Source organism: Streptomyces sp. NPDC058308 (genome assembly GCF_042880275.1).
Lineage (GTDB): Bacteria > Actinomycetota > Actinomycetes > Streptomycetales > Streptomycetaceae > Streptomyces.
In genome coordinates, this window is sequence record NZ_JBHVZA010000020.1 from 136,125 (window position 1) to 157,773 (window position 21,649).

Sequence of the window (21,649 nt, forward strand, 5' to 3'; positions counted from 1 at the left end):
TCATGCCCACCGAAGACGAGCTGCTCAAGTACCTCAAGGCGGTTTCGGAGGAACTGCACGCCACGCGCGGGCGGTTGCAGTCGCTCGAAAGCCGTCGTACCGAACCCGTGGCGATCGTCGGCATGAGCTGCCGGCTGCCCGGCGGGGTGTCCTCGCCGGACCACCTGTGGGACGTCGTCGTCGGGGGAGAGGACGCGATCGGCGCGTTCCCGGCCGACCGCGGCTGGGACGTCGACGCGCTCTACGACCCCGAACCGGGAAACCCCGGCAAGACCTACACCCGCTCCGGCGGCTTCCTGCACGATGCCGCGGACTTCGACCCGGCGTTCTTCGGGATCACCCCGCGCGAGGCGCACGTGATGGACCCGCAGCAGCGCCTGATGCTGGAGGCGTCCTGGCAGGCCCTGGAGAGCGCGGGCATCAACCCGCAGACCCTCAAGGACTCCCGCACCGGCGTCTTCACCGGCTCCTTCCACCACGACTACGACCCCGCGGGCGGCAGCGTCGGCAGCCTCGTCTCCGGACGCGTCTCGTACGCGCTCGGACTGCAGGGCCCCGCCGTCACGGTCGACACGGCCTGCTCGTCGTCCCTTGTCGCGCTGCACCAGGCGGTGCAGTCGCTGCGCGAGGGCGAGTGCACCCTGGCGCTGGCCGGGGGCGTGACGGTGCTGTCCACACCCGGTGTCTTCGTCGAGTTCTCCCGCCAGCGCGGCCTCGCCGCCGACGGCCGCTGCAAGTCGTACGCCACGGCAGCGGACGGCACCGGATGGGGCGAGGGCGTGGCCATGCTGGCCCTGGAACGCCTCTCCGACGCCGAGAGGAACGGCCACCGGGTCCTCGCGGTCGTCCGCGGCACCGCGGTCAACCAGGACGGCGCGTCCAACGGCCAGACGGCGCCCAACGGCCCCGCCCAGCAGCGGGTGATCCAGGACGCACTGACCGGCGCCCGGCTGACGTCGGCCGATGTCGACGTCGTCGAGGGACACGGCACGGGCACAACCCTCGGCGACCCGATCGAGGCGCAGGCGCTCCTTGCCACCTACGGACAGGGGCGCAGCGGTGACCAGCCGCTGTGGCTGGGTTCGCTGAAGTCGAACATCGGCCACACGCAGGCCGCGGCGGGTGTCGCGGGCATCATCAAGATGGTGCAGGCGATGCGGCACGGCATCATGCCGCGCACCCTGCACGTGGACGAGCCCTCGCAGCACGTCGACTGGACCGAGGGACACGTAAGGCTCCTGACGGAGAACAGGCCGTGGCCCGAGCTCGACCGCCCCCGAAGGGCCGGTGTCTCGTCCTTCGGCTACAGCGGCACGAACGCGCACGTGATCCTGGAGGCGGCACCCGAGACCGAGGCGCAGGCCCCTGCCGAGGGGGCCGAGCCGGTGCGTGACGGCCGCGGCGGTGTCGTTCCGTGGGTCCTTTCGGCACGCGGCGAGGCGGCCCTTGCGGAGCAGGCGGGGCGGTTGCTCGCCCGGCTCGAGAAGGGCGCCGACCTGGACCCTCGCGATGTCGGGTTCACGCTGGCTTCCGGGCGGGCGGTGCTGGAGCATCGGGCGGTCGTGCTCGGCAGTGAGGTCGGTGAACTGGCGTCTGGGCTGGCCGAGTTGGCGGCCGGGCGGGACGCGACGGATGTCGTTGCGGGGCGTGCTGTCTCCTCCGCTGGTGTGGTGTTCGTGTTCCCGGGTCAGGGTTCGCAGTGGGTGGGCATGGCGCGTGAACTCCTGGAGTTTTCAACCGTGTTCGCGTCGCGGATGGGTGAGTGTGCGGCGGCTCTTGAGTCGTATGTGGATGGCTGGTCGTTGTTGGACGTGGTGCGTGACGGGGACGAGGAGGTGCTGCGTCGGGTCGATGTGGTGCAGCCGGTTCTGTTCGCGGTGATGGTGTCGTTGGCGGAGTTGTGGCGGTCGCTGGGTGTGAAGCCCGCTGCGGTGGTCGGGCATTCGCAGGGGGAGATCGCGGCGGCGTGTGTGGCCGGGGCGCTGTCCCTCGACGACGCCGCTCGGGTCGTGGCGCTTCGCAGTCGGGCGATCCTGAAGCTTTCCGGGCGCGGTGGCATGGTCTCCGTTCTCGCCCCTGAGGCACAGGTGGTGGGGCGGCTGACGGACGGGCTGCAGATCGCGGTCGTCAACGGCCCCGAGCAGGTCGTCGTCTCCGGCGCGCCCGATGAACTGGACGCCTTCCTGACCGGTTGCGAGGCCGACGGCATCCAGGCCCGGCGCGTGGCGGTGGACTACGCCTCGCATTCGCCGCAGGTCGAGGACCTCAAGGCCGAGCTGCTCGACGTACTGGCGGAGATCAAGCCGCGCACGGGTCAAGTGCCCCTGTATTCAACGGTGTCGGGTGACGTGATCGACACCGCGGTGATGGACGCGGAGTACTGGTTCACCAACCTGCGCCAGACCGTCCGCTTCGACGCCGCCCTGCACAAGCTCCTGGAGGCCGGGCACCGCGTCTTCGTCGAGTCCAGCCCGCACCCCGTCCTGCTCGGCGCCGTGACGCAGTACGCCGATCACCTCCGTACGACCGGAGTGAGCGCCGTCGGCACGCTCCGGCGCAACGAAAGCGAGGAGGCCCAGCTCCTGCGCGGCCTCGCCGAGGTGTTCGTCGCCGGTGTCGACGTCGACTGGACGCCGTGGGTGAGCGGCGGGCGCCTCGTGGAGCTGCCGACGTACGCCTTCCAGCGCCGCAGGTACTGGCAGCCGCCCGCCGCCACGTCCGCCGACGTCGGGTCCGCGGGGCTAGACGCGGTGCGGCATCCGCTGCTCGGCGCGGCCGTGCGTCTCGCGGGCGGCGACGACGTCGTACTGACCGGGCGGATATCCCGCGCCACCCACCCGTGGCTGGCGGACCACGCCGTCTTCGGCACGGTCCTGCTCCCCGGCACCGCCTTCGTGGAAATGGCGCTCCGCGCGGCCGACGAGGTCGGCTGCGACGTGCTGCGGGACCTGACCCTGCACGCGCCGCTCGTCCTGCCCGAACAGGGCGAGATCGACGTACAGGTGCAGGTCGGGGCCGTGGACGGGGCGGGCCGACCGCTCGATGTCTACTCACGGGCGCGTGGGCGCGACGGCGCGGCGGAGTGGACCCGGCACGCGAGCGCCGTCCTCGCCTCCGACGCCGCCCCCGTCGCCCCGGTGGAGGCCGAGGGGCCGTTGTCCGCCGCCGTGTGGCCGCCCGCCGGTGCGGAGCGCCTGGACGCCGCCGCGCACTACGACACGATGGCCGACGCGGGTCTGGAGTACGGACCGGCGTTCCAGGGCCTTTCCGACGTGTGGCGGCTCGGCGACGAGATCCTCGCGAAGGTGGCCCTGCCGGGGCGGCAGGCGGAGGAGGCGCAGCGCTTCGGGCTGCACCCCGCTCTCCTGGACGCCGCGCTGCAGGCCGCCGCGGTGGACGGCCTGGACGGCCGCACGCCGCTGCCCTTCTCCTTCGGGACGGTCACCCTGCACGGCCGTGGCGCCGGCGAGGCGCGCGTGCGGATAGCCCCCACCGGGGGAGACACCTTCACGGTCGAGGCGGCCGATCCGTCCGGTGCGCCGATCGCCCGGATCGACTCGCTCCTCGTACGTCCCGTGACGGCGGGAGACCTCGTCACGCCGGGCAGCAGCACGGACGCGCTGCTGTCCGTCGCGTGGTCGCCGTACGCGGCGGGCGAGGAGGCGCCGGACGCGGACGTCGACGCGTCGGACCTGACGGTTCTGAAGGCGCCCGACGCGCAGGGGCGTTCCGGTGACGGTGACGGCGACGAGGCCGCCCGGGCGCGGACCGTACTGACCGGGACCCTGCGCGACCTGCGGGAGTGGCTGGCGCAGGACAGGCCCGCATCTGCGCGCCTGGTCGTGCTGACCCGCCGCGCCGTGCTCACCGGCGCCGAGGAGCCCGGCACCGAAATCAACCTCGCCCACGCGCCCGTATGGGGACTGGCCAGAGCCGCCCGCGCGGAGAACCCCGGCCGCGTCGTCCTCGTGGACACCGACGGCGATCCGGCCGACCTCGACGAGGACGTGCTCCAGGAGGCGCTGCGCACAGGACGCCCCGAACTGGCCGTCCGCAGCGGGAAGTTGTACGTGCCCGAGCTGCGCCGCAAGGAGACCGGGCCGACGTCCGGCGACGCGTCCCGCGCCTTCGGCACCGGCACCGTACTGATCACCGGCGGCACGAGCGGACTCGGCGCCCACGTGGCCCGGCACGCCGCCGGGCTCGGCGCCCGGCACCTGCTCCTGCTGTCCCGGCGCGGTCTCGCCGCCGACGGGGCACAGGCGCTGCGCGACGAACTCTCCGCCGCCGGGGCGCGGGTCACCGTGCGCGCCTGCGATGTGGCCGACCGGGACCAGCTCCGGCGGGTGCTGCTCGACGACGTGCCGGACGCGTATCCGCTGACGGCCGTCGTGCACGCGGCCGGGGTGCTCCGCGACGCCGTCGTCGAGTCCATCGCCGCCGACGACCTGGACGCCGTCCTTCGGCCGAAGACCGACGCGGCCTGGCATCTGCACGAGCTGACCGCGGGGACGGAGCTGTCCGCCTTCGTGGTCTTCTCCTCCCTCGCGGGCGTGCTCGGCGGGGCGGGGCAGGGCAGTTACGCGGCGGCCAACGCCTTCCTCGACGTGCTGATGCAGCAGCGCCGCCGCGCGGGCCTGCCCGGCCTCTCGCTGGCCTGGGGCCTGTGGGCGGAGGCCACCGGCATGACCGGGCACCTCGGCGAGGACGACCTGGCGCGGATCAACCGCGGCGGGATCGCCGCCCTCGGCACCGGCCAGGGGCTCGGGCTCCTGGACGCCGCGCTCACCGGGCCCGCGGGCGACGACGCGCTGCTCCTGGCGGCCGCCCTCGACGAACCCGTCCTGCGCGCCACCGAGCCGGGGCTGCTGCCCCCGCTCCTGGCCGGTCTGTTCCCGCCGCGCGCCCGCGTCTCCGTGGCCCGCGCGGGACGGACGGCCTCAGGCCGAGGCGGGCGCATGGCCCTCGACTCGCGGGACGCGGTCGTGGACCGGCTCCGCTACCGGTTCGCCGGAACCATGGGCTTCGACACCGCGGAGATCGACACCGTCGCGCCGCTCGTCGGCCAGGGCCTCGACTCCGTGATGGCCATGCAGATCCGCAGCCTGATCGAGTCGGACTTCGGCCAGTCCCTGCCGATCGCGTCGCTGTTCAACGGCGCCAGCGTCGAGAGCATCGCCGACCAGCTCGTCGCGGGTGCGGGTGCGGGCGCGGGCCGGACCGTCGCCGAGGACGCGGGACCTGCCGCGGACGAGGGCGCCGAGGAGGTCGCGGACGTCGTACGGCACCCCGCCACCCGCGACGTCGTACGCCTGCTCCGCGCCGAGCAGCACGGAACGCCCGCCGTCACGCACCACATCGGCCTCGCCGTGCGCCTCGCGGCGCCGACGACCGCGGACCGGCTCACCGAGGTGATCGGCTCGCTCGCCGCCCGGCACGCCGCGCTGCGCACCGCGATCGTCGCGGACGCGGAGGGCGGGCAGCAGCTGGAGGTGCGGCGGACCCTCGACGGCGACCTGGTGCGCTGGTCCGAGGTGGCCGAGGGCACCGATGTGGACGAGCGGCTGCGCGCGTTGATGGAGCCGCCGTTCGACCTGGCTCTCGCCCCGCTGTGGCGGTTCGAGCTGCTCGCGTACCCGTCCGGCGAGCAGGTCCTCGTGTTCGGCGCGCACCACGCCGTGTCCGACCTGGCCTCGCTGATGCTGGTGGCGCACGGGCTCGGCGCCGGACTCGGGTCCGCCGAGCCGCCCGCCGCCGTCGTCACCAACCGCGACATCGACCTGCTGCTGCGGGCCCAGGCCACGCGCCCGGAGGACGAGCGGGGCCCGGCGGACGCGCAGGCCCCCTCGGCCGACTGGCGCGCGGACTTCGTGGGCGCCCGGCGCCTCGACCTCGAACTCGCCGCCCCGCGGCCCGCCGAGCGGTCGTTCCGGTCGGCCATGCACCTGGCGGAGCTGTCGCCGGAGCTGCACGAGAAGGTGACGGCCCACGCGAACCGCCTCGGCATCACGCCCGCCGCCTTCTGGCTCGGCGTCCTGACCGTGCACCTCGCCCGGTTGCGCGAGCGCGACAGGTTCGTCCTCGCGGTCCCCGTCGACACCCGCATGCACGTCTCCGCCCTCGACGCGGTCGGCTACTTCGGACTGCCCATCCCGTACGCGGCCCAGGTCGAGCCCGGCGAGGGCGCGGCAGACGTCCTGCGGCGCACCGACAACAGGCTCAGCCGGGTCCTGGAGCGCGGCGTCACGTTCTTCGACGCGATGTCCGCCCTCGTCGAGGAGGGCCTGTACCGCAAGGACGCGCCCCTCGTCGAGGTCTACTTCAACTACATGCCGCCGCAGGCCGGCGCGGCGGAGGGTCTGCGGATCGTCCCGGCGGGCACCGGCTACTCCGACCTCGACCTGATGGTCACGGTGATGCCGGGCCTCGGCAGGTTCGGCCTGGAGTACAACGCCGACGTCATGGACGAGGAGAGCTGCGCGGCACTCGCACGCGGCTGCCTCGCGCTCGCCGAGGAGATCGCCGACGGCCCCGACACCCTCGTCGCGCTTCCCGACCCTCTCCCCGCCCTACCGGAAGGACCCGTCACCGTGGCCACCGAGCCCGCAACGGCCACCGCCACAGAACCCCGGCCCCCGGCCCGGATCGCCGTCGCCGCCACCTTCGCGCTCGGCAACCTCCCGGCCATGCTCTCGGTCGCCCTGGAGGACACCGGCGCCGAGGGCGGCCCCTTCGACGTGGTCGAAGCCCCGTACCACCAGGTGCTCGCCAGTCTCCACGACCCGGGCAGCGTCCTCGCCCAGTCGTCGACCGCGGCGAACCTCGTCCTGCTGCGGCCCGGCGACCTGACGCGCTTCGCCGACGCCGACGTGGACGACGACCTGCTCGCGCAGCTCGCCGGCGAGTACCCGGACGCCCTGTGCGCCCTCGCCGACCGCACCCGCACCCCGCTCGTCGTGGCCTTCCTGCCGGAGCACTCCGGCGACGCCCGGCTGCGCGCGTGGGAACGGCAGGTCACCGAGCGCATCGCCGACCGGCCGGGCATCGCCGTACTGCCGTCGGACGGCTGGAACGACGACGCGTACCCGGTGGACGACGTGTTCGACGCGCACACCGACGCGGTGGCCCACCTGCCGTTCCAGGACGAGTTCCAGGCAGTGGTGGCGCTGCGCCTCGCCGACCTCGTCTGGAAGGCCGGCCGCCCGGCGCCCAAGGTGATCGTCGTCGACGGCGACGAGACGCTGTGGAGCGGGATCGCCGGTGAGGTCGGGCCCGAGAACGTCGACTGGACCGGGCCCCGCGCCCTGCTCGCCCGGCGGCTGCTGCAGTGGCGGGAGGCCGGCGTGCTGCTCGCCCTGGTCTCCAACAACGACGAGGAGACGGTGCACCGCATCCTCGACCGGCCGGACAGCCCGCTGCACCGGGAGCACTTCGCCGCGATCTCCGCGGAGTGGGAGCCCAAGTGGCGGCGGATCGCGCGCATCGCCGACGAGCTGCGGCTCGGTCTCGACAGCTTCCTTTTCCTGGACGACAACCCGGTGGAAATCGCCGGAGTGCGTGCCCAGTTGCCCGAGGTGCTCTGCGTCACCTGCCCCGGCGCGGGCGAACTCGCCGGCTTCGTCGGCCGGTTGTGGCCGATGGTGCCGCGAGCCGCGACGGCGGAGGACTCCGCGAGGGCCGACTTCTACCGGCAGGAGCAGGTGCGCGACGAGGCCCGCGCCCAGCTGGGGTTCGCGGACTTCCTGGAGAACCTTCAGCTCGAACTCGACATCGAGCCCGTGTCCGACGAGACGGCCGAGCGCACCGTTCAACTGAGCAGGCGCACCAACCAGTTCAACCTGCGCCCCCGCCCCCTGGACGCCGCCGAACTGGCGCGGCTGCAGAAGGACGGCGAGGTGTGGACGGCCACCGCTCGCGACCGCTTCGGCGCGTACGGGCAGATCGGCGTCCTGGCCGTCACGGCGGACGACGAGGCGCTCGAAGTGGTCGCCTGGATGATGAGCTGCCGCGTGCTCGGCCGGGGCGTGGAGGACCGGCTCCTGCAGTGGCTTGCCGACCGGGCCGAGGACCACGGGTGCGCCACGGTGCGCCTCGTCGCCGACAACACGCCCCGCAACATTCCCGCACGACGCCTGGTCTCCCGCCTGGGCGGCGGCGACGTCGAGGCACCGCGCCTCGAGGTCGCGGTGCCGGTGGCACAACTCCGTGCGTTCCGCTCCTGGGACCTCGGATCCGAAAACGCAGCGGAGGTCAGCAATGCCTGAGGCGGGTAGCGGCACCAGTCGCAACCGCAGTGTCAACCGTCGTCCCGAGGAGGAGGTGATCGAGCGGCGCGGGCCCGGCCGCGCCCAGGCCTCCGACCTCCTCGCGCGCTTCCGGAAGGCGACGGGGCCTGCCGCCCCTGCCGTCCCTGCCGCCCCTGCCGTCGTGCAGGGGGCTTCCGCCGCGGAGCCGGAGGGTACTGCCCGCGGCGTCGCGGAGGTCGCCGCGGACATCGCCGCCCGGGCCGCCCGCTTCCTCCAGGGCAGCACGCCCGACCCCGAGACGGACCTGTTCGACGCGGGCCTCTCGTCGGTCGACGCGGTCGAGCTGGTCGCGGTCATGGCCCGCGAACTGGACGTACGGGTGAGCCTGGACGACGTCTTCGCGGACGCGCGGCCCCGCCGCCTCGCGCAGCGCTGGGCCGTCGCGGCGGGCCTGCCGACCACGGTGACCGAGCAGGCTCCGGCCGTACGCCCGGTTCCGGAGGACGCCCCGAAAACGGCCCCGAACGGGACGCAGACCGCTCCGAACGGGACGCAGACGGCCCCGAACGGGACGCAGACGGCCCCGAACGGGACGCAGACCGCCCCGAACAGCTCCCCGTCCATCGCCCCGGTCGTCGTCCGTGCCTCGGAGGACGGCGCGCACGAGGACCTGGAGATGATCCTGGCCGACCTCGCGCTCGCCGACCGGCTGCCGTTCAGCCGCCAGGCCGAGCCCCGTGCGCCGCGCCGCATCCTGCTCACCGGCGCCACCGGCTACCTCGGCAGCCACCTCCTGCTCGACCTGCTGCGCCAGGGCGACGCCGAGGTGGTCTGCGTGGTGCGCGCGGCGGACGACGCGGCGGCCGAGCGGCGCCTCGCCGACGCCCTGGCCAGTTTCGACCAGCCCTGGTCCGCCGAGGTGCGGCGCCGGGTCACGGTGCTCGCCGCCGACCTCAGGCAGCCGCGCCTCGGCCTGTCGGAGGAGGCCTGGGCCGACCTGGCCCAGGAGGTCGACTCGATCGTCAACGTCGCCGCCGCCGTCGACTTCCTGCGCGGCTACCCCTCGCTGCGCCAGACCAACGTGCTCGGCCCGCTGGTCCTCGCCGAGCTGGCGATGACGGGGCGGCCCAAGCCGGTGCACCACGTGTCGTCGGTCGCCGTCTTCAACGAGGTGGGCATCGAGAAGATGGGCGAGGACGACCCGGTCGCCCACATCGACCGGCTCTTCGCGGGTTACGACAAGTCGAAGTGGGCCGCCGAGGCGGTGCTGCGACGGGCCCGCGAACACGGTCTGACGGTGACGTTCCTGCGTCCCGGCGCCATCGGCGGCCACACCCGTACCGGCGTCTACAACCCGCGCGACCTCAGCACGGGGCTGATCGGGGCGATCTCCCGGTACCGGACCGTGCCGGCCTTCAAGTTCATGAACCTGGCACCGGTGGACTGGATCAGCAAGGTGGCGGCCGCGGTGGTGTTCGACCCCAAGGCGTGGGGCCAGAACTACAACTTGACCGGCCGCGCGGAGACGCTGCCGGAACTGGTCAAGGACATGAAGCTGGCCGGCATGAACGTCCGCATCGCCAACTGGCGCGACTGGCGCGACGACCTGCTCCAGCGGCACGCGGCCGAGCCGGTCCCCGAGCTCGACTTCCTGATACGCATCCTGCGCAGCCCCACCGCGATGAAGCTGTTCGAGGCGCTGATGTTCGGCCCCGAGGCGGGCTCGGAACGCACCGAGATGTTCGTGACCAGGCACCGGCTCCCGATGGCCGAACGGTACGGATCCCAGGCCCAGTTGAAGGCCTTCGAGCGGATGGCCAAGGACGGCGTCGCCCGGCTGCCCAGCAGCGACGACCCGCCCTACCTCTCGTTCCGCGAGCGGACGAAGGGCCACGTGGGCCCGGTCGGTGAGGACCGCGACACCAAGTGCAGGATGGCCCTCACGCTCTCCATCGCGAGCATGTACCAGGTCGTACGGCACCGGAAGATCGACGTACGCGGCGAGGTGACCTGCGAGCGGCTGCACCCGGAGCCGCTGACGGTGGAGGCGGGCGAGATCTGGGTCCGCCCCGACGAAGGCGTACCGCTCCAGCACGGCAGCGACCATCCGCTGCTGCGCTACCGCATGGTCCTGGTGGACCGGGACGGCGGCCGCTGGTGGCTGGAGGGCTGGAAGACGGCCCGCGCCAGCCGCGACTTCTGGAAGCAGACCCGGACCATCGAGGTCACCATCGGGCGCGAGGGCGAGCCCGCGAGCCTGTCCGGCGTCGTCAAAGTGCCCGGCAAGAGCTATGTCCCCGACCAGATCGACGGCATCCGGGTCGACCCGCGCCTCACGTCGCAGGAGCAGCGGCTCGCCAAGCTGGCCTGGCTCTCGTGGTTCTTCGTGCAGGTGGGCATGGGGCTCGCGGAGCCGTCCCTGCGCGTCGCCGCCGAACTCCTCGACCTGCGCAAGGACGCGATCGACCGGGACAAGGACAAGGTGCAACGCAAGATCAGAAAACTGATGATCAAGAGGGAGCAGACCCGATGACGCTGAGGCCCCTTCACCACGCACTCGGGGACCGGGTCGAGGAGATCCCCTTCACGGCCTCCGACGGCACGGAACTCGGTCTGTGCCGGGTCGCTCCGGCCGACGGCTCCACCGACCGCCCGGCCGTACTGATCCTGCACGGGCTCACCGCCTCGGCGGACATGTTCATGCTCCCGGAGACCCGCAACCTCGTCGACGTCCTGCTCGACGCGGGCTACGAACCGTGGCTGCTCGACTGGCGGGGCAGCTGCCGGCTGCCCTACAACGAGGGCCGGGTGCGCTACACGTTCGACGACGTGGCGCTCTACGACATCCCCGAGGCGGTGTCGCTGATCAAGGAACGGACCGAGGGGCGCGACCTGCTCGTCGTCGCGCACTGCATCGGGGCGATGTGCCTGTCGCTGAGCATGGCGGCGGGCCTGGTGCCCGGTCTGGCGGGCGTCGTCGCGCAGGGCGTCTTCCTCACACCGAAGATGTCCTGGAAGACCCGGGCCCGCCTGCACTTCGGCGGCGAGCTCCTCCGGTCCCGCTTCGTCAACATCCCCACCGACTTCAAGAAGGTCGGCCTCTGGTCGAAGCACTCGCTGATCTTCGCGGAGGTCTCGCTGGGCGCGGAGTGCAAGGACCCCAACTGCCAGATCCTGCACAACGACTCGTGGGGCGTGGGCGGTTCGCTCTTCGAGCACGACAACCTCGACCAGGTCACCCACGACCGCCTGGCCGACCTGTACGGGACGGTGCCGATGTGGATCCTGCCGCATCTGCGCAGCATCGAGCTGGCCCACACGATGATGCGGTACAACGACGCCGACGGGCGGTACGACGCGCTCCCGAAGAACGCGCTCGACAACGCGGGCAAGTTCGAGGCACCGCTGATGCTCCTGTCCGGCAGCGACAACCGATTCTGGTACGACTCCAACGAGCTGTGCCATGACGTGCTGTCGCGCCGGTACCCGGAGATGGACGTGCGCTACGTGGAGGTGCCGGGGTACGGGCATCTGGACGCCTTCATCGGCCGCAACGCGGCGTTGGATGTGTTCGGGCATATTGTGGATTTCCTGGACGAGTGCCGGGCCGTTCCGGCGGGAGCGGGCGGGGGTACGGGGGTCTGACCGTTCACCTCACGTGCCGTCACGGTTTTCATCACCCTGGGAGGGGTGGGCCTGATGGGCCGGGGACGTTGACGGTCACCGGGGCCGCCCGGTGTTGTGCGGAGTGTGGCGGTTCCGGGCCGGGAGTAAAGGGCGCTCCCTTCGGTCGCGTCGGCTGCGCCGATTCCGCTGCGCTCCACCCTTGACTCCCGTCCCTCCACCGCACGTTGACCTTTGACCCGGACGGCCAGGGTGGGGCGGCGGGCTGGCCTAGGAGGGTCATCCCCTTTCGCTGCCGGGTGCGGTCCGGCCCATCGTGGGCAGACGTCACGGTTCGGGCTCGGCCAGCCGCCCGGCCACGCCGCTCGGGCCATCCCCCTTCATCGCCGGGTGCGGTCCGGTCCATCGTGGGCGGGTGCCCCGGTCGCGGCTCGGCCAGCCCTACGGCCTCGCTGCTCGGGTGATCGGCTCTCGCTGCCGAGTGCGGTCCGGTCCGGTCCATCGTCGGTGGCTGTCACCGTTGCGGCTGGGTCAGCCGCTCGGCTCATCGAGTCACGTCTCTGGGGGGTACCGGGTATCAACTTTTTGAAAGTTGCGAATGGGATCGCCGTGCGCCCCCCAGGTCACGCCCCGCGCGCCCCCGCAGACACCACCCAACACGAGGTGTTGGGCGATCGGGCTCGCACAACTGGCGGCGCATTGAGCATGACGGGGGGCGCGCGGCACACCCCTTCGCAACTTTGGAAAAGTTGATGACCCGGAGCCCGGGGTGCCAGTGACTTGCGGCCGCGCACGGCACCCGGCGCCCGGCGCATCCGCCATAACGGGGGGCGCGCGGCGGGTCCCTTCGCAACTTCCAAAAAGTTGATGACCCATACCCCCCCGGGTGAAGGGTCCGTGGTCCAGTCCGGGTGCCTGCCGGCGCGCACCGACCGTGGCACCCGCCCACGATGGACCGATCCGCACCCGGCAGCGAAAGCCGATGACCCGAGCGGCGCGGCCGTGCGGCTGGCCGAGCCGTGAGCGGGGCGCCTGCCCACGATGGACCGGACCGCACCCGGCAGCGAAAGCCGGTGACCCGAGCAGCGTGGCCGGGCGCCTGACCGCGCTCGGACTATGGCAGAGACACACGATGGGCCGGTCCGCACCCGGCGATGAAGGGTGATGGCCCGAGCGGCGAGGCCGTACGGCTGGCCGCGCCGTGAGCGGGGCGCCTGCCCACGATGGGCCGGTCCGCACCCGGCAGCGAGAGCCGATGACCCGAGCAGAGGATCCCGTCGGCCCCACCCTGGCCGTCCGGGTCAAAGGTCAACGTGCGGTGGAGGGACGGGAGTCAAGGGTGGAGCGCAGCGGAATCGGCGCAGCCGACGCCCGAAGGGCGCCCTTTACTGCCGGCCCGGAACCGCCACACTCCGCAAAAAACCGGGCGGCCCCGCCCAGCTCTCGGCGCCGCCCCACCACGGCTCCCCGCCCCCGGCCCCGTGGGCCCGGCATCGGAGAGGCCCCCAGCCCAACGTTCACGCCCCCGCCAGCCCCGTCTTCGCCCCAGCCCCACACAGCGGAACCACCACCCCGCGATCCCCGAGTACCCCCTCCCGTACGGCCGCCCAACACGCCACCCCGGTCGACTCGACGTACAGGCCGCGCGCAGCCAAGTCCCGCTGACCCGACGCGATCTGATTCTCCGTCACCGTCAGAAAGCCGCCCCCTGACTCGCGTACCACCCGAAGAACCTGCCGTGCCCGAAGCGGCCGGGGAATCGCGATGCCCTCCGCGAACGTCGGCGCCGACGGGACCTCGCCGAGGAGGTCGTCCGCGCCGGCCCGCCACGCCTCGGCGAGCGGAGCGACCGCAGCGGACTGGACCGCGTACAGCGCGGGCCGGCGCGCGATGAGTCCGGCCCCGTACAGCTCCCGCACCGCGAGCGCCGCGCCGAGCAGCAGGGTGCCGTTGCCGACGGGTACGACGAGCGCGTCGGGCAGCGTGCCGCCGAGGTCCTCCCAGAGTTCGTGGACGTAGGTCTTGGTGCCTTGGAGGAAGTAGGGGTTGTGGACGTGGGAGGCGTAGAACGTGCCGGGTTCGTCGGCGGCAGCGCGGGCCGCGCGGGCCGTCGCCTCGCGGTCGCCGTCCACGACTTCGAGCCGAGCCCCGTGCGCGCCGATCTGCGCCAGCTTCTTCGGCGACGTACCGGCGGGGACGTACACGGTGCAGGGGAGCCCGGCCCGCGCGCAGTACGCGGCGACGGCCGTACCCGCGTTGCCGCTGCTGTCGGCGATCACCCGGTCCGGGCCCAGGTGCCGCGCGAGAGCGGCGAGGACGACCGCCCCGCGGTCCTTGAAGGAGAGCGTGGGCATCAGGAAGTCCAGCTTGGCCGAGATGCTTCCCTCCAGTTCGACGAGGGGCGTGCGGCCTTCGCCGAGCGAGATCGCGGGGGTGCGCAGCGGCAGGCATTCCGCGTACCGCCAGAGGGAGTTCACCCGGCCGGACAGACTGCCCAGCGGCGCGGGCGTGGGGGAGAAGTCCAGGTCGAGAGGGCCGCGACAGGCGGGGCAGGACCAGGCGAGCGAGGCCGGGGGCACGCGCGTCCCGTCGACCGGGCACACGTAGTCGGGCAGGGCGGGCGAATCCGTGGCAGTGGTCATGCGCGCAGGCTAGTGGGGTCGGTTGGTGAGGCAGGGGGGACAGGAGGCCAGGCCCGGCGCCTGTGGTGACGGCCGTCAGAAACGGAACGCCGCAGCCGCGTTACGTCCGGTCCTGACCCTTGTGGGTTGCCTATGGATCCGCCAATCTTTCGTCCGGACGGAGGCGGGAGTCGGCACGTCGCCTTGACATGGCCCTGTCGACTGCTCCCCGTGAGTGTGGGCACCACGGCACCAATGAGCACTCATCCGCACCAACCCGCACCAATCCCCCACCAGCGCACCACCTATTGAGGAGGACCCCTCAGATGGCAGTGACGCGTCATAACCGCCGAAGACTGGCCGGGATCAGCGCGACCGCGGCCGCGGCCCTCGCCCTCGGCGTCGTCTCCGCCCTCCCGGCGAATGCCCGGCCGGACCGGGCGGAAGGCACGATCGAGAACGCCGGCGCCCCCGGAGTGATCAAGAACAGCTACATCGTGAGCCTCGACAAGAACGCGCCGAAGGCCCGCTCGGCCGCGGGCAAGGCCCTGGCCAAGGAGTACGGCGCCAAGATCGAGCGGACCTACGACAAGGCCCTCAACGGCTACGCGGTCGAGCTCTCCGAGGCCGAGGCGAAGAAGTTCGCGGCCGACCCGGCGGTCGACATGGTCGTCCAGAACCGGACGTTCACCGCCACCGCGACCCAGAACAACCCGCCGTCCTGGGGCCTGGACCGCATCGACCAGAAGAACCTGCCGCTGGACCAGAAGTACACCTACCCGGACTCCGCGGGTGAGGGCGTCACGGCGTACATCATCGACACCGGCGTCCGCATCAGCCACAGCGACTTCGGCGGCCGCGCCTCCTACGGCTACGACGCCGTCGACAACGACAACACCGCGCAGGACGGCCACGGCCACGGCACGCACGTCTCGGGCACCGTCGCCGGCACCCTGCACGGCGTCGCCAAGAAGGCCAAGATCGTCGGCGTGCGCGTCCTGAACAACCAGGGCTCCGGCACGACCGCGCAGGTCGTCGCGGGCATCGACTGGGTGACCAAGAACGCGGTCAAGCCGGCCGTCGCCAACATGTCGCTCGGCGGCGGCGCCGACAGCGCGCTGGACACGGCCGTACGCAACTCCATCGCGTCCGGCGTCACGTACGCCGTGGCGGCGGGCAACGAGTCGACCGACGCGTCGACCAAGTCTCCCGCGCGCGTGGCGGAGGCCATCACCGTCGGTGCCACGACCAACACCGACGCACGCGCGAGCTACTCCAACTACGGCAGCATCCTCGACATCTTCGCCCCGGGCTCCTCGATCACCTCGACGTGGAACTCCAGCGACACGGCGACCAACACCATCTCCGGTACGTCGATGGCCTCCCCGCACGTCGCGGGCGCGGCCGCGATCTATCTGGGCCAGAACCCCACGTCGACCCCGGCGCAGGTGTCCGCCGCCCTGGTCAGCGCCTCCTCGACGGGCGTCGTCGGCAACCCCGGCTCGGGCTCGCCCAACCGCCTCCTGAACGTCACGGGCGGCACCACCAACCCGCCGGGCAAGAAGTTCACCAACACCGACGACTACGCGATCAACGACAACGCCACGGCCGAGTCGCCGATCACCGTCACGGGCGTCGACGGCTCCGCCCCGGCCTCGCTCTCCGTGCCGGTCGTCATCCAGCACACCTACATCGGCGACCTCCAGGTCCAGCTGATCGCCCCCGACGGCACGGCCTACACGCTCAAGGGCTACGGGACCGGCGGCAGCTCGGACAACATCGACACCACGTACACCGTGAACGCCTCCTCGGAGACGGCCAACGGCACATGGAAGCTGCGGGTCAGCGACAACGCGGCGCAGGACACCGGGAAGATCGACTCCTGGGGTCTGCAGTTCTAGGCAGGCCTAGGCAGTTCTAGGCGGGCCTAGGCAGGTCCTACGCAGGTTCTGGACAACGAGTCCTGCGGTCAAAAGTCCTCGCGGTACGGCTCCGGGTCAGCGACCCAGCCCGCCGCGGGGACGAGCCGACGACCGCCCGAGATGTCGATGTTTACTGCCGCATTACCTTTACGCCCCCGCCATTACCTTTACGCCCCCGGCCCCGATTACGATGCGCCAAGCCTTCCGCACCGCCAAGCCTGGAGCACGTAACCCGTGGACATACCGCCGCCGTCCGGCCCGTACGCGCCCCCTCCGCAGGGGCAGACGGGGCAGCAGCCGGGGGCGCCGTGGGTGCCGCCGCACGGGCAGGTTCCGTACCGGCAGGTCCCGTATCGGCAGTGGCCTGGGCCGTACTCCCCTTACTCCCGGCCGCCGGTGAACGGGTTCGCGATCGCCTCGCTGGTGCTCGGGATCCTGTGCTTTGTGCCCGCCGTCGGGCTCGTCCTCGGCCTTGTCGCGTTCGCGCAGATCAAGCGGAAGGGCGAGCGCGGCAAGGGGCTCGCGATCGCGGGGAGCATCCTCTCTGTGGTCGGCGTGCTGCTGCTCGTCCTCGGTGTGGTGACGGGCGGTGCGAGCGCGTTCATGGAGGGGTTCCGGGAGGCGGCGCGGGAGTCGCGGCAGGGGGCCGGTGCCTTCCCGGTCGACAAGGGCGGCTGCTTCGACGCCCCCGACGGGAAACTCGACTCCATGAAGTACGCCTTCCAGGTCGCGAACGTCCCGTGTTCCGGGCGCCACGACGGGGAGGTCTTCGCCGAGTTCCGGGTGAACCACACCCGTTTCCCGGGGGAGGACGCCATCGCCGGGCTCGCCGAGACCCGGTGCACCGACCTCCAGGACGACTACGTCATGGACAGCTGGCTGGACCCCGGCGACGCCGAGATCTACTTCTTCATGCCCGACCGGGCCACCTGGCGCCAGGGCGACCGCCACGTCACCTGCATCTTCGCCGCCGCGGACCGCGAGCACCCGCTGAAGGGCTCCCTGCGCCGCGACGCGTCGACGCTCGACGCCCACCAGCTCGCGTACGTGAAGGCGGACCGCGCCTTCGACAAGGCCTATGCGACGGCGCCCGAGGACGAGCTGGTCGAGAACGACCTCGACGGGCACAAGAAGTGGGCCGCCCGCGTCGACAAGGGCCTTGCCGAGCAGGCGCGGCAGCTGCGCGCGCACGACTGGCCCGCGGCGTCGCGGGCGCACATCGACGCGCTCGTCGCCGAGATCGGCGAGGGGCGCAAGGAGTGGAGGAAGGCGGCCGCGGCCTCCGACGCCGACGGTTTCAACGAGCACCAGGTGGCGGGCGTGCAGCGGCTCGGCGACAAGAGCGCCGTCGCGGCCCGCAAGTCCCTCGGCCTCGCGGTCACTTCGCCGCGCGACGCGACCCCGGAGGACGGCCCGGAGTCGGGTCTCGACGAGGATCACGGGGGCGGCGGCGACGCCGCGGTGTGATCCGAAACGAAGCGGGCGGGTTCCGGAGTGGGCCAAGCTCTGAAAGGCCACCGGAGCGATCACCCTAGAGCGTTTTTGTCCGCTTCTGTGATAGTTCTTCGGTGTGACGTCCGTCGTGCCGCCTCCCGCCGTCGCCAGGGTTCTGCTCCTCTGTGCCGGGCTCCTGAACGCGGCACTCACCGTCCTCGTCGCCGCCCCGCTGCCCCGCGTCCCGCTCCTGGTGCTCGTCGCGGGCGCCATCACCTCCTGGGGCCTCGTACTGCTGCCGCCGGGGCTGCTCGGACTCGCCGCCGCCGCGTGCGCGGGCCGGCGCCACCCTTGGTGCGCGGGGCTCGCCGCGCTCGCCTCCTTCGCCGCCCTCGTGTACGGCGTCATGCCGTACGCGGCCGCGTACGGCGCCGCCCAGCGAGCGGGTCAACAGCTCGCCCCCGCCCGGTACTTCGACGGCATCAACTACGCCAAGGTGCCCGACCGCACGCGCACGCTCACGTACGCGCGCGTGGGCGCCGTCCGCGGGGCGCACCCGGAGCGGGGGCAGAAGCTGAGGCTCGACCTGTGGGCGCTGCCCAAGCGGGAAGCGGTGCGGCGGCCCGCCGTCGTCTGGGTGCACGGCGGCGGCTGGAACAAGGGACACCGCAGTCAGACCCCCGAGTGGAACCGGTGGTTCAACGCCCGTGGGTGGTCGGTCTTCGACGTCGACTACCGCCTCGCCCCCCGGGCCACCCAGCTCGACCAGATCGGCGACGTGAAGTGCGCGGTCGGCTGGGTGCGCCGGCACGCGCGCGTGTACGGCATCGACCCCGGCCGCCTTCTTCTCGCGGGGAGTTCGGCCGGCGGCAATCTCGCGCTCGCCGCCGCCTACACGCGAGGCGACAGCAGGGTCCCGGCGTCGTGCCCGGTGCGGGACAGCTCGGTCGCGGGGGTGATCTCGCTCTACGGGCCCACCGACATGGGGCGCCTGATCGCCGGCACCGCGCTGCGCGGCGACCCCATGATGCCGCGCCTGATGGGCGGTTCGGCGGCCACCGCCCCCGCCCGCTACCGCCTGGGCTCACCGGCGCGCCTCGTCCGCGGTGATGTCCCGCCGACGCTGCTGCTGCACGGGAGCGCGGACCGCGCGGTGCCGGTGGCGCAGGCGCGCGAGCTGGCCCGGCGCCTGAAGGAGGTCGGCGCCCCGGCGACGTACATCGAACTCCCGTGGGCCGACCACTGTTTCGACGTGAACTGGGGCGGCTGGGGCAGCCAGATCGCGCGGGCCGCGACGAAGCGTTTCCTCGGCTCCCTCGATCGTTCCCCATATCCGCGGAAAGGCCCTGCGTAAAGACCCGCACCGCAAGAAATCATCACATCGGGTGAATCCTTGGCCTTGGGTTGCACCCAACAACCCACGGTTGCCAGGCTGTTGCTGTCTGTCAACCTGATGGGAGTGGCTAGTGACTTTCGGTGAGCAGCCGGCGTATCTGCGCGTCGCGGGTGATCTCCGCAAGAAGATCGTCGACGGTTCGCTGCCGCCGCACACACGGCTCCCCTCGCAGGCCAGAATCCGCGAGGAGTACGGGGTGTCGGACACGGTCGCCCTGGAGGCGCGCAAGGTCCTGATGGCCGAGGGCCTCGTCGAGGGCCGCTCCGGATCCGGCACCTATGTGCGGGAGCACCCCGCCCCGCGCAAGGTCGCCCGCGCCGGGTACCGCGCGGCGAACGGCGGATCGACGCCGTTCCGTCAGGAGCAGGCCGCGGACGGCGCGCGCGGCACCTGGGAGTCCCGCAGCGAGCAGGTCGAGGCGAGCGTCGCGGTCGCCGAGCGGCTCGACATCCGCCCGGGCGACCGCGTGATGTGCACGAAGTACGTCTTCCGGGACGCGGGGGAGGCCATGATGCTCTCCACCTCCTGGGAGCCCCTCGCCGTCACCGGCCGCTCGCCCGTGATGCTCCCCGAGGAGGGCCCGCTCGGCGGCTGCGGGGTGGTGGAGCGGATGGCGGCCATCGACGTCGTCGTGGACAACGTGGCGGAGGACGTGGGCGCCCGCCCGGGTCTGGCCGAGGAGCTCACGGCGCTCGGCGGCGTCCCCGGTCATGTGGTCCTCGTCGTCCACCGGACGTACTACGCGTCGGGCCGGCCGGTCGAGACGGCCGACATCGTGGTGCCCGCCGACCGCTATCGGATCGCGTACCACCTGCCCGTGAAGTAGCCCGCGCCGCGCCTCTTCACGCCACCTTCACGCCCCCCTTCGCTCCCTTCCGCTCCCTTCCGGGTCAGCCCCCTTGCACCCGATCACGCGCCGAGACCGCACCGGCTGGCCGATAGCGACCCCCCTGCGTATCTCTTCGTGCAAAGCCGTATCCGCTGAGTAAAGGTCGGGCGTAGGCTCGGGCATATGCGGATTGCGGTTTCCTTACTGATCGAGGCGTGGGGCGCGCCGGGGGTGGCGAGCGGAGGGGCGCGATGAATGACGGTACGGGCCTGCTGCCCTGGTTCGTGATACGGCAGGACGGCGACGGCAACCGCTATCGCGTGGGCAGGTACGCGACGAAGGCCGAGGCGCAGCGCATCGCGGACAGCCTCGACGACCGCGGCCACCGCCAGCTCTACTCCGTCGAGAGGCTGAGCCAGAACGGCAGCGGCCGCTGAACCGTGCGTCCGCCGCCGGACAGGCCTCGCCTAGGCTCCGGCACATGAACGGACACGGCACGGCGGACGGACACGGCACGGCGGACGAACGCGATCCGGCGGACGAGCGGATCGTGGTGGGCGCCGCCCTCTACGACGGCGGACGCCTGCTCGCCGCACGGCGCAGCGCACCCCCCGGGCTCGCGGGCGGCTGGGAGCTGCCCGGCGGCAAGGTCGAGCCCGGCGAGCGGTGCGAGGACGCGCTGGTGCGCGAGCTCCGCGAGGAACTGGGCGTCGAGGCCGAACTGACCGGCCGCGTGCCCGGCCAGTGGCCGCTCGCCAAGGGGTACGTCCTGCGGGTGTGGACGGCCCGGCTGGTCTCGGGTGAACCGAGCCCCCTGCAGGACCACGACGAGCTGCGCTGGCTCGCTCCCGACCGCGTCTGGTCGGTCGACTGGCTGACCGCGGACGTGCCCGCCGTCGAGGCGGCGCTCGGCGTGCCGCACGCCACGCACTGAGCCCGCCTACGCCGTTCGTGCCACAGTGCGCCTCATGACGCGGTAAACCCACCTGGATATCGGGTATGTGCCCATTAACCCCATGAAACCGGACAGGTTCAGCTACTGGTCTGGAAGTGATCGGCGTGATCGACACCGAAGGCGACTGCGCCGAGTGGGCCTTTCCCGCGGACCCCGGCGCGGTCCGCACCGCCCGGGCTGTCGTACGCAAACAGCTCGCGGACTGGGGCCTCGCGGCCCTGGGCGACATCACCGTGCTGCTCGTCAGTGAATTGGTGACCAATTCGCTGCGCCATGCCTCCGGGCCCATCGGCGTACGGCTCGTACGGCCCGCGGGCCCCACAAGCGCGCTCCTCGTGGAGGTCTCCGACCCGCTCCCCGACCCGCCCCTGGAGCGGATGGCCGCACCCGACGACGAGGGCGGGCGCGGCCTGCAGCTGGTCTCCCGCTCGTCGCGGCGCTGGGGGACACGGCCGGGTCGTACGGGCAGGACGGGGAAGACGGTGTGGTTCGAGCTGGCGCTGCCGGGTTAGAAGACTGGCAGTGTGCGATGGGCGTCCGGCACAAGGGTGGCACGGGCCAAAAAGCGTCGAGTACGTGCTGTGATCGTGAACGCCGTGTGGCGCGGCACCGTAGTGCTGGA

General features: G+C 72.3%; 10 protein-coding genes and 1 pseudogene. 10 read left to right on the top strand and 1 reads right to left on the bottom strand.

Annotated features, from left to right (window positions below):
* Positions 1 to 14 precede the first annotated feature (14 nt).
* The 3 genes and pseudogenes from ACFVYL_RS25865 to ACFVYL_RS25875 form a co-directional block, all read left to right on the top strand.
* Positions 15 to 8,264 (top strand): annotated as a pseudogene (locus ACFVYL_RS25865) (HAD-IIIC family phosphatase); the annotation flags it as partial.
* A complete protein-coding gene (locus ACFVYL_RS25870; RefSeq protein WP_389719856.1) occupies positions 8,257 to 10,779 on the top strand; it encodes a thioester reductase domain-containing protein in 2,523 nt (840 codons plus the stop codon). The pseudogene ACFVYL_RS25865 and the gene ACFVYL_RS25870, both read left to right, overlap by 8 nt.
* Positions 10,776 to 11,891, top strand: coding sequence for an alpha/beta fold hydrolase (locus ACFVYL_RS25875; protein WP_389719858.1), 1,116 nt, complete (start codon positions 10,776 to 10,778; stop codon positions 11,889 to 11,891). Before ACFVYL_RS25870 ends, ACFVYL_RS25875 begins: the two co-directional genes overlap by 4 nt.
* A 1,496-nt stretch (positions 11,892 to 13,387) precedes the next feature.
* Here ACFVYL_RS25875 and ACFVYL_RS25880 read toward each other — a convergent pair.
* Entirely contained in the window at positions 13,388 to 14,512 is a 1,125-nt protein-coding gene (locus tag ACFVYL_RS25880; RefSeq protein ID WP_389719859.1) for a threonine synthase, read from the bottom strand.
* A 305-nt stretch (positions 14,513 to 14,817) separates the two neighbouring features.
* Between ACFVYL_RS25880 and ACFVYL_RS25885 the strand changes: the two genes are divergently transcribed.
* The 7 genes from ACFVYL_RS25885 (at position 14,818) to ACFVYL_RS25915 (ending at position 21,539) form a co-directional block, all read left to right on the top strand.
* Complete coding sequence (locus ACFVYL_RS25885; protein WP_389719861.1) at positions 14,818 to 16,392, top strand: S8 family serine peptidase; 1,575 nt, start codon at positions 14,818 to 14,820, stop codon at positions 16,390 to 16,392.
* A gap of 255 nt (positions 16,393 to 16,647) precedes the next feature.
* The gene (locus ACFVYL_RS25890; protein WP_389719862.1) at positions 16,648 to 17,880 is read left to right on the top strand and encodes a DUF4190 domain-containing protein; all 1,233 of its coding nucleotides are present in this window, start codon (positions 16,648 to 16,650) and stop codon (positions 17,878 to 17,880) included.
* Positions 17,881 to 17,983: 103 nt separating this feature from the next.
* Positions 17,984 to 19,201, top strand: coding sequence for an alpha/beta hydrolase fold domain-containing protein (locus ACFVYL_RS25895; protein ID WP_389719863.1), 1,218 nt, complete (start codon positions 17,984 to 17,986; stop codon positions 19,199 to 19,201).
* Positions 19,202 to 19,313: 112 nt separating this feature from the next.
* Positions 19,314 to 20,069, top strand: coding sequence for a GntR family transcriptional regulator (locus ACFVYL_RS25900; RefSeq protein WP_389719864.1), 756 nt, complete (start codon positions 19,314 to 19,316; stop codon positions 20,067 to 20,069).
* 254 nt (positions 20,070 to 20,323) lie between these two features.
* Positions 20,324 to 20,509: an SPOR domain-containing protein gene (locus tag ACFVYL_RS25905; protein WP_389719867.1), complete on the top strand. Its 186-nt coding sequence runs from the start codon at positions 20,324 to 20,326 to the stop codon at positions 20,507 to 20,509.
* A gap of 44 nt (positions 20,510 to 20,553) precedes the next feature.
* Positions 20,554 to 21,006, top strand: coding sequence for a (deoxy)nucleoside triphosphate pyrophosphohydrolase (locus ACFVYL_RS25910; protein WP_389719869.1), 453 nt, complete (start codon positions 20,554 to 20,556; stop codon positions 21,004 to 21,006).
* Positions 21,007 to 21,122: 116 nt separating this feature from the next.
* Positions 21,123 to 21,539: an ATP-binding protein gene (locus tag ACFVYL_RS25915; protein WP_389719870.1), complete on the top strand. Its 417-nt coding sequence runs from the start codon at positions 21,123 to 21,125 to the stop codon at positions 21,537 to 21,539.
* Positions 21,540 to 21,649 lie beyond the last annotated feature (110 nt).